Origin of the sequence: Amycolatopsis sp. NPDC047767, assembly GCF_040704195.1 — a bacterium.
In the GTDB taxonomy this organism is placed as follows: domain Bacteria; phylum Actinomycetota; class Actinomycetes; order Mycobacteriales; family Pseudonocardiaceae; genus Amycolatopsis.
This window is the reverse complement of the sequence record NZ_JBEYSJ010000020.1, coordinates 91,074-105,321: the sequence shown is the minus strand read 5'-3', so window position 1 is coordinate 105,321 and position 14,248 is coordinate 91,074. Positions and strand designations below refer to the sequence as shown.

The 14,248-nt window shown below is 71.5% G+C and carries 14 protein-coding genes; 8 read left to right on the top strand and 6 right to left on the bottom strand.

Annotated features, from left to right (window positions below; genetic code table 11):
* Positions 1 to 68 precede the first annotated feature (68 nt).
* Positions 69 to 1,382: a DUF349 domain-containing protein gene (locus tag AB0878_RS31080; RefSeq protein ID WP_366583769.1), complete on the top strand. Its 1,314-nt coding sequence runs from the start codon at positions 69 to 71 to the stop codon at positions 1,380 to 1,382.
* 340 nt (positions 1,383 to 1,722) lie between these two features.
* Here the strand turns inward: AB0878_RS31080 and AB0878_RS31075 are convergent, their stop codons facing one another.
* On the bottom strand, positions 1,723 to 2,199 hold the full coding sequence (locus tag AB0878_RS31075; RefSeq protein WP_366583768.1) for a hypothetical protein: 477 nt from the start codon (positions 2,197 to 2,199) through the stop codon (positions 1,723 to 1,725).
* Positions 2,196 to 3,683: a tRNA (N6-isopentenyl adenosine(37)-C2)-methylthiotransferase MiaB gene (miaB, locus tag AB0878_RS31070; protein ID WP_366583767.1), complete on the bottom strand. Its 1,488-nt coding sequence runs from the start codon at positions 3,681 to 3,683 to the stop codon at positions 2,196 to 2,198. The genes AB0878_RS31075 and miaB overlap by 4 nt, the downstream gene beginning before the upstream one ends.
* Before the next feature lie 132 nt (positions 3,684 to 3,815).
* Here miaB and AB0878_RS31065 point away from each other — a divergent pair, with 132 nt between their 5' ends.
* Entirely contained in the window at positions 3,816 to 4,652 is an 837-nt protein-coding gene (locus AB0878_RS31065) for a YwqG family protein (RefSeq protein ID WP_366583766.1), read from the top strand.
* Between the two features lie 40 nt (positions 4,653 to 4,692).
* Positions 4,693 to 5,622 (top strand): TAXI family TRAP transporter solute-binding subunit, encoded by a 930-nt coding sequence (locus AB0878_RS31060; RefSeq protein ID WP_366583765.1) that lies wholly within the window; start codon positions 4,693 to 4,695, stop codon positions 5,620 to 5,622.
* Here AB0878_RS31060 and AB0878_RS31055 read toward each other — a convergent pair.
* Positions 5,619 to 7,016 (bottom strand): HAMP domain-containing sensor histidine kinase, encoded by a 1,398-nt coding sequence (locus AB0878_RS31055; protein ID WP_366583764.1) that lies wholly within the window; start codon positions 7,014 to 7,016, stop codon positions 5,619 to 5,621. The two genes, AB0878_RS31060 and AB0878_RS31055, sit on opposite strands and share 4 nt — an antisense overlap.
* Before the next feature lie 3 nt (positions 7,017 to 7,019).
* The gene (locus AB0878_RS31050; protein ID WP_366583763.1) at positions 7,020 to 7,688 is read right to left on the bottom strand and encodes a response regulator transcription factor; all 669 of its coding nucleotides are present in this window, start codon (positions 7,686 to 7,688) and stop codon (positions 7,020 to 7,022) included.
* A 344-nt stretch (positions 7,689 to 8,032) separates the two neighbouring features.
* Between AB0878_RS31050 and AB0878_RS31045 the strand changes: the two genes are divergently transcribed.
* From AB0878_RS31045 to AB0878_RS31025, 5 genes are all read left to right on the top strand, one after another.
* Positions 8,033 to 8,761, top strand: coding sequence for an amino acid ABC transporter ATP-binding protein (locus AB0878_RS31045; RefSeq protein ID WP_366583833.1), 729 nt, complete (start codon positions 8,033 to 8,035; stop codon positions 8,759 to 8,761).
* A 79-nt stretch (positions 8,762 to 8,840) separates the two neighbouring features.
* Positions 8,841 to 9,755, top strand: a complete 915-nt coding sequence (locus AB0878_RS31040) for a glutamate ABC transporter substrate-binding protein (RefSeq protein WP_366583762.1) — start codon at positions 8,841 to 8,843, stop codon at positions 9,753 to 9,755.
* An 84-nt stretch (positions 9,756 to 9,839) separates the two neighbouring features.
* Entirely contained in the window at positions 9,840 to 10,487 is a 648-nt protein-coding gene (locus AB0878_RS31035; RefSeq protein WP_366583761.1) for an amino acid ABC transporter permease, read from the top strand.
* Positions 10,484 to 11,377: an amino acid ABC transporter permease gene (locus AB0878_RS31030; protein ID WP_366583760.1), complete on the top strand. Its 894-nt coding sequence runs from the start codon at positions 10,484 to 10,486 to the stop codon at positions 11,375 to 11,377. Before AB0878_RS31035 ends, AB0878_RS31030 begins: the two co-directional genes overlap by 4 nt.
* 130 nt (positions 11,378 to 11,507) lie before the next feature.
* Positions 11,508 to 12,170: a methyltransferase domain-containing protein gene (locus tag AB0878_RS31025; protein WP_366583759.1), complete on the top strand. Its 663-nt coding sequence runs from the start codon at positions 11,508 to 11,510 to the stop codon at positions 12,168 to 12,170.
* Between the two features lie 16 nt (positions 12,171 to 12,186).
* On the opposite strand, the gene AB0878_RS31020 is transcribed toward AB0878_RS31025, so the two are convergent.
* Together AB0878_RS31020 and AB0878_RS31015 are read right to left on the bottom strand one after the other, a co-directional pair.
* Positions 12,187 to 13,212 carry a DUF4037 domain-containing protein gene (locus tag AB0878_RS31020; RefSeq protein WP_366583758.1) on the bottom strand — a complete coding sequence of 342 codons (1,026 nt, stop codon included), beginning with the start codon at positions 13,210 to 13,212 and terminating at the stop codon, positions 12,187 to 12,189.
* Positions 13,213 to 13,255: 43 nt separating this feature from the next.
* On the bottom strand, positions 13,256 to 14,122 hold the full coding sequence (locus tag AB0878_RS31015) for an amidohydrolase family protein (RefSeq protein ID WP_366583832.1): 867 nt from the start codon (positions 14,120 to 14,122) through the stop codon (positions 13,256 to 13,258).
* Positions 14,123 to 14,248 lie beyond the last annotated feature (126 nt).

Genomic DNA, 14,248 nt, shown 5'->3' with positions numbered 1-14,248 from the left:
GCGTAACCCGGCCCCGCAGCACGCGGGGCGCCCGCACCAGCGGGCGTACAGGCGATAAGGAGCCTGCGATGGCCCAGGAGAACACGTCCAGCGGCACCCCGGCACCGCACCCCGTGCCCCACGCGCCCGGCGGCGCCCAGACCGCACCCCCGGTTCCGGCCGCCGAGCCCAGCCCGTCCACCTGGGGCCGGGTCGACGCCGAGGGCACAGTTTTCGTCTTCACGGCCGACGGCGAACGCGCGGTCGGGGTCTGGCAGGCGGGCACACCCGACGAAGGACTGGTGCACTACGCCCGCCGCTTCGACGACGTGCGCACCGAGGTCGAGCTGCTGGAGACCCGGCTGAGCTCGGGCGTCGGCGACCCGAAGCACGCGCTGTCGAACGCCACGCAGATCCGCGACGGGCTGGCCGAGTCGGCGGTGGTCGGTGACCTCGCCGCGCTGGCCGCGCGCGTCGAGTACGTGATCGCCGCCGCCGAGAAGGCGCTGGGCAAGGTCAAGCAGGAGCGCGAGGAGGCCCGCGCGGCCGCCGTTTCGCGCAAGCAGGAGCTGGCCGAGGAAGCCGAGAAGATCGCCGCCGACTCGACCCAGTGGAAGGTCGCGGGCGACCGGCTGCGCACGATCCTGGACGAGTGGAAGACGGTCAAGGGCGTCGACCGCAAGACCGACGACGAGTTGTGGAAGCGGTTCTCCAAGGCCCGCGAGGCGTTCAACCGCCGCCGCGGCTCGCACTTCGCGGAGCTGGACAAGCAGCGCGCGAGCGCCAAGCACCGCAAGGAAGAGCTCATCGCCGAGGCCGAGTCGCTCGCCGAGTCCGACGACTGGGGCGCCACCGCCGGCCGCTACAAGGAGCTGATGGCCGAGTGGCGCGCCGCGGGCCGCGCGCCCAAGGACAGCGACGAGGCCCTGTGGCAGCGCTTCCGCGCGGCCCAGGACGCCTTCTTCGCCCGCCGCTCGGCCGTGTTCACCGAACGCGACGCCGAGTTCGCCGGCAACGCCGCCCGCAAGGAAGAGCTGCTGGTCGAGGCGGAGAAGATCGACGTCGCCGCCAACCTCGACGCCGCCAAGTCCGCGCTGCGCCGCATCCAGGAACAGTGGGACGAGATCGGCAAGGTCCCCCGCGAACGCATCCGCGAGCTCGACGGCCGCCTCAAGGCCGTCCAGGACGCCGTCAAGTCCGCCGAGGACAGCCGCTGGCGCCGCACCGACCCCGAGGCCCAGGCCCGCGCCGCCCAGTTCCGCGAGCGCGTCGAGCAGTTCGAGTCGCAGGCCGCCAAGGCCCGCGCCGCGGGCGACGAGCGCCGCGCTCGCAAGGCCGACGAGCAGGCGGCTCAGTGGCGCGAGTGGATGGAAGCGGCGGAGGCCGCGGTGGCGGATCGCTGATTGTTTCCGGAGAGGGCCGCTCCTCGGGTTTCGCCCGGGGAGCGGCCTTTTTCGATCGTTCGGGTTGTTGGTGGTCGCGACGGGTGATCAGCTGACAGGCTCGGTACTCGCGGTGGCGTGGGTGGCGCGCGCGAAACACTCGCGGTGGGCTGGCCTGCTCGCTACGCGTGTGGCGTGGGTGCTCGCGTCGGCTGAAGGAATGAAGGGTCCCTTCACGACCGCCCAGGGGGACCCCCGGTTTCCATTCTCTCACTCCGGCACGACAAAAATCGCACCACGAGCAGCGCGACCGGGACCGCCGCGCCGTCGGATCAAGGCGCGGCGAGGCTTCCCCCGGTTCTCAAGCGCGCGAGAAAGCCGTCCGCATCCACATCGTCGCCAGGACGATCGTGGCGATCCACGCGACGATCATGCCGATTCCCGGGCCGCCGCCGGTGGCGCCGTTGGCGTGGGCCGACTGTTGGGACCACACGGACAGCAGGCCGTCCACCGAGGCGAACCAGCCGCCGGCGGCGCAGCACCAGGCGACCCACCAGCGGCGCGTCGCCACGCCCACCGCGCCGGCGAGGACGCCGATGCCCGTGGACGTCGCGGCGAACAGTTGCGGGATGCCGCCGCCGGCGCCCTGCAGCACCTGGTAGCCCGCGTGGTCGCCGACCCAGGGCAGGAACTGCGCCACGAGCAGCACGACGATGAACACGGCGATGTAGAAGCCGCGACGGCCCAGCTCCACCGTGCGAGACGCGCGCGCTCCCGCCTGGTCGATCTGGTCGGTCAGCTCCTCGTCGACCTCGGCCGGCGTTCCTGGCTCGCTCACAGCGCACACCCACTCACCGGGGCCGGCTCGACGGCCGGGGCTCCGAAGCCCGGCAGTCCCAGCGTGACCCCGCTCGTCTTGGGCCGAAGACCCGCTTCGGCGTTGTCGCCCGCTCGCGTGCGGCGGTGCGTCAGGAGGTCGCCGTCGGCGACCAGGTGGTGCGGGGCGCCGTAGGTGATCACCGTCTCGACGACGTCGCCCGGGCGCACCCCACGGTCCACAACGGACCCGGCGGGCGTGAAGTGCACGAGCCGGCCGTCGCGGGCGCGGCCGCTCATGCGGTGCGTCTCGGCGTCCTTGCGGCCCTCGCCCGCGGCCACGAGCAGCTCGACCTTGGTCCCGACCAGCTTCTTGTTCTCCGCCCAGGAGATCTCGTTCTGCAGCTCGACCAGCCGGTCGTAACGCTCCTGCACGACCTCCTTCGGCAGCTGGCCGTCCATCGTCGCGGCCGGCGTGCCGGGGCGCTTCGAGTACTGGAACGTGAACGCGCTGGAGAACCGCGCCTCGCGCACCACGTCGAGCGTCGCCTGGAAGTCCTCTTCGGTCTCGCCGGGGAAGCCGACGATGATGTCCGTGGTGATCGCCGCGTCGGGCATCGCCGAGCGGACCTCGTCGAGGATCTTCAGGTAACGCCCGGAGCGGTACGAGCGCCGCATCTCGCGCAGCACCCGGTCCGAACCCGACTGCAGCGGCATGTGCAGCTGGTGGCACACGTTCGCGGTGTCGGCCATGGCGTCGATCACGTCGGACGTGAACGCCGCGGGGTGCGGCGAGGTGAACCGCACACGCTCGAGACCACTGATCCCGCCGGTCGCGCGCAGCAGCTTGCCGAACGCCAGGCGGTCGCCGAACTCGACGCCGTAGGAGTTCACGTTCTGCCCCAGCAGCGTCACCTCGAGCACGCCCTCGGCCACGAGCGCCTCGACCTCGGCGAGGATCTCGCCCGGGCGGCGGTCGCGTTCCTTGCCCCGCAACGACGGCACGATGCAGAACGTGCAGGTGTTGTTGCACCCCACCGAAACCGACACCCAGCTCGCGTACGACGACTCGCGGCGCGCGGGCAGCGTGGAGGGGAACGTCTCGAGCGACTCGAGGATCTCCACCTCGGCCTCGGCGTTGTGCCGCGCGCGCTCCAGCAGCGTCGGCAGCGCGCCGATGTTGTGCGTCCCGAACACGACGTCGACCCACGGGGCGCGCTTGACGATCTCCCCGCGGTCCTTCTGCGCCAGGCAGCCGCCCACGGCGATCTGCATGTCCGGGTTGGCGACCTTGTCCGGGCGCAGGTGGCCCAAGGTGCCGTACAGCTTGTTGTCCGCGTTCTCCCGCACGGCGCAGGTGTTGAACACGACCAGGTCCGGCTTCGCCTCCGCGCTCGCGGGGACGTACCCGGCCTCCTCGAGCTGACCGGCGAGCCGTTCCGAGTCGTGCACGTTCATCTGGCAGCCGAAGGTGCGGATCTGGAAGGTCTTGCGATTCTCGGTCATCAGGTAGCCAGGGTAACCCCCGCCGACCTCGGCTAAGCCGCCGCCCACCTGGTTGAACGCGGTCCCGGCCGGATCTCGCTCGGCTCGTCCCGCGCGCGGTTTTTGTCGGTGTGCGCTGCGATGATCCTCTCTGTGACCGCATGGAGACAACGACTCACGGCCCTCGCCCAGGAGCACCTGCCCGCCGAGGCCGTCGGCGCGTGGCTGGGGCTGGTGCGTCCCGGGGTGCACCTCGTTCCGGAGGGCGACGGGGCGCCGGTGGGGCAGCTGGGTGGTGACCCGGCGCTGCCCGCCGGCGTGGAGTGGCCGACGTGGGGCGAGCGCGGGCCGCTCACGTTCGTCGCGTCGGTGGACTGCGGTGCGTTGCCGCGCGAGCTCGAAACGTTGCCGGAGGCCGGCACGTTGCTGTTCTTCTCCTTCGACGGCCGCTACGACGAGGAGGACGACGAACCCGCGTACGGCGAGGACCTCGACGGCCACCGGGTGATCTTCGTCCCGGCCGGCACGCCGGTCGCCGAGCGGGCCGCGCTCGTCGAGCACCTCGCGTACCCGCGCCGCGACCTGCACGCGCGGGTGGTGGGCTCGGCGCCGGACGTCGGTCACGTGCTGCTCGACAGCACCACCACGCCGGAGGGAGTGCCGCTGGTGAAGGCGGTCCGCCCTGGGCTGCTGGGCGAGCTCGCCTGGGCAGAAACCGAGCAGACCGCGCGGCACCAGGTCGGCGGGTACGCCACGGCGATCCAGGACGCCCCGGAGACGGAGGTCGCCGTGATGGCCCTAGGCGGCGGCTACCGCGACCCCGCCCTGGCCGGGGAAGGCGCGCGCTGGGTGCTGCTCGCCCAGTTCGACAGCGACGACGAGGCCGACATGATGTGGGGCGACGTCGGCACGATCTACTGGGTCATCCGGTCCGACGACCTCGCGGCGGGGAGGTTCGACGCGGCCCGGTTCACGATGCAGTGCACCTGAGCCGCGAACGCGGGGGCGCGCGTCTGGCACGATCCACCCCATGGGGTGGCAGCGGAGGCTCACGGCGGTGCTCGTCGCGGTGCTCGTGGCGGGGCTCACGGCCGCCTGTGGGCCGAGCTTCGAGGGCCTGCGCCTGCGGATCGCGACCGGCGCGGTCGGCGGCGTGTACAACGACCTCGCCCGGCCGCTCGCCGACGCGTGGGCCAAGGACCTGGGCATCACCCGGCCGGAGGTCCTGGCGACGCAGGGCTCGCGCGACAACCTCAACCGCGTGCTCTCCGGGAGCGCCGACGTCGCGTTCGTGGCGGCCGACCTCGCCGCCGAGTCCGCCGCGCAGCACCCAGGCCGGCTGACCGCGCTGGCGCGCATCCACGACGACTACCTGCACATCGTCGTGCGCGCCGACTCGCCCTACACGTCGGTGTCGATGCTCAAGGGCCGCCACATCGCGGTCGGCTCGCCCGAGTCCGGCGTGGAGTACATCGCCAACCGGGTGCTGGCCGTCGCCGGCCTGACCGATTCCGTGACCGTGCAGCAGCTGGGCCTCGGAGACTCCCTCAAAGCCCTCGAAAACCACCAGCTCGACGCCCTGTTCTGGTCCGGCGGCCTGCCGACCCCGCTGATCACGACGTACACGCAGAAGGTCGGCCTGCGGCTGCTCGACATGGCCAGCTTGCAGGAGGGCATGCAGGCCTACAGCCCCGTCTACAGCACCGCCACCATCCCCGGCAGCACCTACAACCAGGCCGGCCCCGTGACCACGCTCGTGGTGCCCAACTTCCTCGTCGTCCCCGCGAACATGGCTGGCGACGTCGCCGAAGCCCTCACCCGCGGCCTCTACGACGCCCGCCCCGCCCTCGCGGACGCCAACCGCGCGGCCCTGTCGATCGACGTCCACCCTGGTATCGAGACCGAGCCGCTCCCCCTGCACCCGGGCGCGCTCGCCTACTACCGCAGCCTCAAGGTCTAGGGCGCGACCCGCAGGTCCAGCTCGATCCGCAGCCCGCCGCCGTCCGGCAGGGACAGGCGCATGTCGCCGCCGGAGTGGCGGACGATCTCGCGCACGATCGCGAGCCCCAGGCCCGAGCCGGGCACGTTCTGGTGCGCGCTGCTGCGCCAGAAGCGGTCCACGGCGCGCTCCAGCTCGTCCTCGCGCAGGCCCGGCCCGTGGTCCCGCACCGCCAGGGTCACCCGGTCGCCGCCGTTCACGGCCGAAACGTGCACCGAAGTGCCCTGGCCGGTGAACTTCAGCGCGTTGTCGATCAGCGCGTCCAGGATCACCTCCAGCCCCCTCGGTGGCAGCAGCACCCGCGCGCCGTTGACGTCCGCGTCGGTTTCCAGCGCGACGTCACGCGCCGCACCCACCACGCTCCAGTCGGCGACGCGGTCGGACACCACCGCGCCGAGGTCCTCCGCCACGAGCTCACCGCCGGCCGACTCGGCGCGGGCCATCGACAGCAGCTCGTCGAGGATCTGGTTGAGCCGGCCGGCGTCCACGCGGGCGGCGTCGAGGTCGGCGGCCGCGGCGTCGTCGTCCACGTGGCCTTCGAGGTTGCCCAGCCGCAGCTTCAACGCGGTCAGCGGGTTGCGCAGCTGGTGCGACGCGTCGGCGACGAACGCCCGTTGCGCGGCCAGCGCCTCCGACACGCTCGCCGCCATCCGGTCGAAGGACCGGCCGAGTTTCCGCAGCTCAGGCGGCCCGCCGCTCTCGCCGACCGGCTCCGCCTCACGCCCGCTCACGACGGCCGCCACCAGCGCGCCCGTCGCTTCGTCGAGCCGGCGCACGGGCCGCAGCGTCCAGCGCACCACCGGGATCGCGACCAGCAGTGCGAGCCCGAACGCGACCACCGCGCCCGCCGCGAGCACGAGCCACTGCCACAGCAGCCGCGTGCGCACGTGGTCGGTCGAGGACTCCGTGACGACGACGCCGCGCACCTCACCGTCGATCAGGATCGGCTCGGCCAGCACCAGCGGGGCCGTCGACCACGGCATCAGCAGCGGACCGGGCTCCGGGTGGCGGCCGGCGAGCGCCTCGTTCACCGGCGCCGCGATGGCCGAGCGGTCGATGCGGGCCGCGTCGGTGCCGCCCAGCGAGCTGAGCACCGCGACGCCGTCCTGGTTCACCACCACGACCTTCACGCCGTAGACCTCGGTGTAGCGGCGCAGCTCCGGCTCCAGCAGCGCGGGCCGGTTGTCGATCAGCGGCCGTTGCGCGAGCGAGGCGAACCGCGCGGTGTCGGTGAGCCGGTCGAGAAAGAGGTTCTGCTGCAGGCTGCCCGCCATCGTCAGCGCCAGGGGGATACCGAGGCCGAACACGAGCAGCGCGACGAGCGTGACCACGATCCCCTGGAGGCGGACGCGCACGGCTCAGCCCCGCCCGCCGCCGAGGCGGTACCCGACCCCGCGGACGGTCTCGATCAGCGCCGGGCGCCCCAGTTTCGTGCGCAGCGTGGCCACGTGGACGTCGAGCGAACGGCTCTCCGCCGCGCCCCGATGACCCCACACCTCGGTGAGCACGTGCTCGCGCGAGCACACCGAGCCACGCGCGCCCGCGACGAGCGCGAGGACCTGGAACTCCTTGCGGGACAAGGCGATCGGCTGCCCGGCGACGAGCACCTCGTGGCGCGCGAGGTCGATGCTCACGTCGCCGACCTCGATCACCGGCGCGGGCCCGTCGGTGCGCTCGCCACGACGGCGTCGCACGGCTTCGACGCGCGCGAGCAGCTCCTCCACGTCGTAGGGCTTCACGAGGTAGTCGTCGGCGCCCGCGCGCAGCCCCTGCACCCGGTCGTCCACCTCGCCGCGCGCCGACACCACGATCACGGCGACGTCGCTGACCGCGCGGATGCGGCGGCACAGCACCACGCCGTCGACGTCGGGCAGCCCGAGGTCGAGCAGCACCACGTCCACGTCGTGCACGCGGTCCAGCACGCCGGCGCCCGAGGCCAGCCGTTGCATCTCCAGGCCGCGCCGCGTCAGCGCGGGCACGAGGGCGCCCGCGACCCGGTCGTCGTCCTCCACCAGCAGCACCCGCACCGCTCGCCTCCCCGGTGATCCAGCCCACGGTAGCGAGGAACTCTAGGGGGCACCCGCCCGCGACCACGACAGGGCACAAAGGATGACTCTCCGTCACCCTTCCGACCCGCAACGCGTGATGCCGGGATGCGCGCGTGGCTAGGCTGAGCAGCGCGGAAGGCCGCCGACCAGGTCGGACGGCGCCGGAAGTCGATACGTACTTGAAACCCTAAGTATTGCTCAAGCCGCCTTTACAAAGGGTCCGACGGGAGTAGGTTTCCGCCATCGACGGGGGATCCGGTCCCGCGGATGCCGGTGGTGAAGGAGCTCTGGAGGCCAAGATGACCGCGGAGGTGGCGGCGCCGATGATCAAGGCGACCGCCGTGAACAAGTTCTTCGGCGACCTGCACGTGCTGAAGGAGATCAACCTCGAGGTGCCTCGCGGCCAGGTCGTGGTGGTGCTCGGGCCGTCCGGGTCCGGCAAGTCGACGTTGTGCCGCGCCATCAACCGGCTGGAGCCCATCAACGACGGCGAGATCGCCGTCGACGGAGTGCCCCTGCCGGCCGAGGGCAAGGCGCTCGCGGCGCTGCGCGCGGACGTCGGCATGGTCTTCCAGTCGTTCAACCTGTTCGCGCACAAGACGATCCTCGAGAACGTGATGCTCGCGCCGGTGAAGGTCCGCAAGGTCTCCTCCGCCGACGCCCGCAAGACCGCCATGGAGCTGCTGGAGCGGGTCGGCATCGCGAACCAGGCGGACAAGTACCCGGCCCAGCTCTCGGGCGGCCAGCAGCAGCGCGTGGCCATCGCCCGGGCGCTCGCGATGCGCCCCAAGGTGATGCTGTTCGACGAGCCGACCTCGGCACTGGACCCGGAGATGGTCCAGGAGGTGCTCGACGTGATGACCGGCCTGGCCAAGGACGGCATGACCATGCTCGTGGTCACCCACGAAATGGGCTTCGCCCGCCGGGCAGCCGATCGGGTGATCTTCATGGCCGACGGCGAGATCGTCGAGGACACCAAGCCGGACGAGTTCTTCACCCAGCCGAAGAGCGACCGGGCGAAGGACTTCCTCGGCAAGATCCTCACCCACTGACGATTACCGGATTTCCCCGGCACCTGCCGTACCCGGTGGCCGCACCGGCCATACCGACGACAGATACAGGAGACACGTTATGAGGATCCGCACCCTCGCGGCAGGGCTGCTCGCCGGCGGCCTGCTGCTGACCGCTTGCGGCAAGGAAGGCACGCCCGCGGCCCCCGGTGGCGACGCCAGCGGCACGAACACCGCCGCCCTGCCGACCTACACCGTGGCGCAGAACGTCGACCTCCCGGGCTCGGCCACGTTCGCCAAGATCAAGTCGGCCGGCACGGTCACCGTCGGCGTCAAGGACGACCAGCCGGGCCTCGGCCTGAAGGACCCGACCACCGGCAAGTTCGAAGGCTTCGACATCGAGATCGCCCGGATGATCGCCGCCGGACTGGGCGTCAGCCCGGACAAGATCAAGTTCACCACGGTCGACTCCGCCGCGCGTGAACAGGCCATCTCCAACGGCCAGGTCGACTACTACGTCGGCACCTACACGATCACCGACAAGCGCAAGACCCAGGTTTCGTTCGCCGGCCCGTACTTCCAGGCCGGTCAGGACCTGCTGGTGCGCAAGGACGACACGTCGATCACCGGCCCGGAGACGTTGAAGGGCAAGAAGGTCTGCTCGGTGACGGGGTCGACCCCGATCCAGCGCGTGCGTGACCAGGGCCTGACGGAGCCCGGCAACATCGTCGAGTTCCAGAAGTACTCGCAGTGCGTGGACAAGCTGAGCACCAAGGAGGTCGACGCCGTCACCACCGACGACGCGATCCTCAAGGGCTTCGCCGCCCAGGACCCCGACTCGTTCAAGGTCGTCGGCAAGCCGTTCTCGCAGGAGCCCTACGGCATCGGCCTGAACAAGGACGACAAGGTGCTACGCACGAAGATGGACGACCTGCTGCAGGCCAGCCTCGACGACGGCACCTGGCAGAAGATCTACGACGCCACTCTCGGCAAGTCCAACGCGACCGCGACGAAGCCGACGATCCAGCGCTACTGATCCAGCTCGGCGGCCGGTGGACGGAGTCTCCGTCCGCCGGCCGCTCCACGTAAACTTCCGTCCCACGGACGCGGGGAAGGCTCCATGGACGTCCTGCTCGACAATCTGGACCTGTTCGGTCCGTTCTTCCTTCGCACGATCGAACTGTTCCTGATCGCCGGCGTCGGCAGCCTGGTGTTCGGCACGATCCTGGCGATGCTGCGGGTGAGCCCGGTCCCGGTGCTCCGGTCGATCGGCACGGTCTACGTCACCGTCGTGCGCAACACACCGCTCACGCTGGTGTTCGCGTTCTTCGTGTTCGCCTACCCGCGGCTCGGCATCGTCGACCTCGACTACTTCACCTACGCGGTGATCGCGCTGACGGTGTACACGTCGGCGTTCATCTGCGAGGTCGTGCGCTCGGGCATCAACACCGTGCCGGTCGGCCAGGCCGAGGCGGCCCGCGCGCTCGGCCTCACGTTCGGCCAGATCCTCGGCCAGATCGTGTTGCCGCAGTCGCTGCGCTCGGTCGTCCCGCCGCTGATCAGCACCCTGATCGCGCTGCTCAAGAACAGCACGATCGCCAGCGGGTTCTCGGTCGCCGAAGCGGGCGCGATCCGCCAGTACATCTCCGAGCGCGGCGACAGCCAGCTGGTCGCCCTCCTCTGGGTGGCGCTCGGTTTCATCATCCTGGTCGCCGTGCTGTCCCTGGTTCAGCGCAGCCTGGAGAAGCGCTGGAGTGTGGCCCGATGAGCAGCGTCCTGTTCGACCTTCCCGGCCCGAAGTCGCGGGTCCGGCACCGGATCTACGCGGTGATCGGCATCCTCGCGGTCGTCGCCCTGATCGCGTTCGTGGTCTACAAGTTCTACGAGAGCGGCCAGTTCACCGCGCAGAAGTGGGCCTGGCTGCAGTACTCGCAGGTGCAGGCGGACCTCGCCAACGCCGTGCTGGCCACGCTCGAAGCGTTCGCCCTCGGTGCGGTGTTCGCCCTGATCTTCGGCGCGGTGTTCGCGGCCGGCCGGCTGTCCGAACGCGCGTGGCTCCGCGGGATCTCCACGTTCATCGTGGAGTTCTTCCGCGCGATCCCACTGCTGATCCTGATGTTCCTCTTCTACTACGGTCTGCCGGCAGTGGGCGTCGAGACCTCACCGCTGTTCGCCGTGGTGCTGGGCTTGACGCTGTACAACGGTTCGGTGCTCGCGGAGGTGTTCCGCGCCGGCATCAACTCGCTGCCGAAGGGCCAGTCGGAAGCGGCGTACGCGCTGGGCATGCGCAAGACGCAGGTCATGTTCACGGTGCTGCTGCCGCAGGCGATCCGGGCGATGCTGCCGACGATCATCAGCCAGCTCGTGGTGCTGCTCAAGGACACCGCGCTCGGCTTCCTGGTCACCTACCCCGAACTGCTCTACTACGCCCGCTACATCGGGTCGCAGGGCGTGTTCGGGCGGCCGATCGTGCCCTCGACCCTCGTGGCGGCCGGCATCTACATCGTGCTGTGCCTGCTGCTCACCGCCCTCGCGACGTGGGTCGAGAAGCGCAACCGGCGGAGCAAGAAGCACATCGAGACCACGGACAACAAGGCGGAGCAGGTCGTGCTCGGCAACGCCGCGGGCGCTGGTGCGTTCGGCGGCGGTGGCAACTGACGCTCCGGTCGTTCGAAAAAGGCCCCCGCACCCGCGGGGGCCTTTTTCGTGCGCTGCTCCGGATGCACCTGTCGGGTCGCCGGGCCGCGGATTAGCGTCGGGGGCACAGCCGTCAGGCAGGAGCCCGTCCGTGCCGGATCTCCCCGAACGCCACGAACTGGTCCACCACAGCCCCGTCGGCATCGCCGAGACCGCGACCGTCATGGCGGCCGCCGGTCCCGTGGCGGGACGCTGGGTGCTGGTCGTCGGCGCCGGCACGGGCTTTTACCCTCGGCAGTTCCGCGCGGCGGGCGCGTCGCGGGTCGTCGGGGTCGACGGGGACCGCTCTTTGATCGCGTATGCGCAACGGCACGAGGAACGGGATCCGGTGGGGATCTCCTGCGAGGTGCACTCACCGCTGAAGCTGCCGGTGATCGGTGACTTCGACGTGGTCACGGCTCTCGGCGTCGGCGGGCCGCTCGACGTGGTGGTCGCGAGGCTGGCGGCGAACGTCCGGCCGGGCGGGCTGCTCGTCTTCGCGCACCTGACGCCGGCCGCACTCTCCGGCGCCGTGCCGGGTTTCACCGTGACGCCGCTGGACGAGGACGCGCGGGTTTCCGTCCGCGTGGAGGCCGAACCGCCGGTGTCGTTCGAGTCGGTCGTCCGGGCACCGGAGACGGTCGAGGCGGCCCTTGCTGCTGCGGGGTTGCGCTCGATCGAGCTGCGGCCGGTGACGGTGCCGGCTGACGACGAGTCCTGGCGGCCGCTCGTCGCGAACCCGCCGTTCGCGGTGCTGACCGCGCGGCGGCCCTGAGGTTTCCGTCCCGGGATCACGCGAGGCCGCGGCCGGCCGCGCGGGTCCGTTCGTGGCGGCCGAGGACGTCGGTGCTGTCCACCCACTGGTCGATCGCCCCGATCGCGCCCGGGTGGAGCGCGGCGACAAAGCGGTCGGCGCCGAGAACGCGGTAAGGGCGGTCGTGGAAGCCGCGGGTGCGTGGGTCGATCGACTCGGTCAGCCCGAGGCGGTTGTGTTGTGCCGCAACGGTTTCGTAGGCACAGGCCAGGTGCGTTTCCCGCTCCTGCCACGAGGTGGCGGCCAGGGCGCCGGCGAGGTGTGGCGTCAGCTCCGGTGCGAGGGCCAGCCGAGCGAACGCGCTGCCGAGCCACTTCGAGTACGGCGGGTACCGGCGCGCCATCAGCAGGCACAGGCGCATGAGGTCCCGCACGAGCCGCGCGGCGACGACGGCGGACCCGAGCTCGTCGCCGACCTCGCCGCAGCGGCCGACGAATGCCTCTTCCTGGGCGATGCGCCGCCACTGCCCGGCGAGGACCTCGCGCCACACGTCGTCGGGGTACCAGGCCAGCGCGGCCCGGAGAGCGCCGAGGCGGCCGAGGCCGTCGTGAAAGACCGCGCCGCCGGTGAGCTCGGCGAGGGTCTGCGTCGGGGTGGTGAGCCAGTCGTCCCGGGACTCGGCCTCGCCGGGCAGGAAGCCCAGCCGCGCGGTGAACCAGGTGTCGACGTCGGCGATCTCCACGGCGTGGCGGACCGGGCCGTCGGCCGGGGCCATGCGCTTCGTCGGATCGCCTTCGTTGTCGGCGAAGTGGGTGGAGTAGCCCAGGAATTCGCGCGGCAGCTCGTGGGCGAGCAGGTCGTCGAGGCCGCCGGGCTCTCGGACGAACAGTTGCAGGCGCGGACCCCAGTCGTGGTCGGTGGAGCGTTCGGTGTCGAAGCCGAGGACTTCGGAGCCGGCGCCGATCAACGCGGCGGAGTACGTGAGGCCGCGGCGTTCGAGGATCGGGCGTACGGCGTCAGAGTGGAAGCGGCGGGCGAGCTCGAGACCGGGCAGGAAGTCCACGCCGGCGAGTGTGTCGCGCCCGGCCGCCGCTTCGCGAGCGGTTTTAGCCGCGCACCCGATGCCCGGCTTGCCAGACCGCGCGAATGCGACCGGCGAGATCGGCGACGTCCAAGGCGGGCCCGTCGAGCAGCACGAGGTCGGCGCGAAGCCCTGGGGCGACGCGGCCGCGGTCGTCGAGGCGCAGGAGCCGGGCCGCGTCGCTCGTGGCGGCGCGCAGAGCGCCCGCGGGGCCGAGGCGGGCGGCGGCGAGCAGCCGCAGCTCGGTCAGCAAGTCGACGTGGGGCCGCGGCGCGAGGTCCGAGCCGGCGGCGATCGGAAGGCCCGCTTCGATGGCGAGGGCGAGGGAGCGGCGGTGGGTTTCGCCGTGTTCGGCCGGAATCGGGGCGAGGGTGGGCACGAACCAGCAGCCGCGCTCACGCATCGCGGCGACGGCGTGTTCGTCGAGGAACACCCCGTGTTCGACACTGCGCACACCCGCGCGGGCGGCGGCTGTTGCGGCCGCGGCCGTGTGCGCGTGGGCCATCACGTCCCGGCCGGCGCGGCAGGCTTCGTCGGTGACGGCGTGGAGCTCTTCGTCGGTGGGGCGGACGTCGCGCCCTTCGGCCAGAGCGGCCAGCGCGCCGCCGGCACCGAGCTTCACCCAGTCGGCGCCCGCCCGCACCATGCGCCGCACGGCCGCGCGCGCCTGGTCCGGGCCGTCGAACACGGCGTCGGGCAGGGCCGGGTCGTCGATGCGATCGAGGCGGCCGGTGTCCGCGTCCCACGAGTCGCCGAGCCCACCCGTGGGCGACAGCTGGCGCAGGCTGACAAGCAGGTCGGGGCCTTCGATCCAGCCCTTGGCGAGGGCGTGCTTGAACCCGGCATCGGCACCCCAGGCGTCGCGGACGGTCGTGACACCTCTCGCTCGCAGTCGGCGCAGCGTGGCGACGGCTTCGAGGATCCGCGTGCTGCGCGGAAGTCCTTCGCGGCCGGGAAAAGCGACGTGGGCGTGCAGTCGATCAGGCCGGGGATGAGGAGACCGCCGTTGCCGTCACAG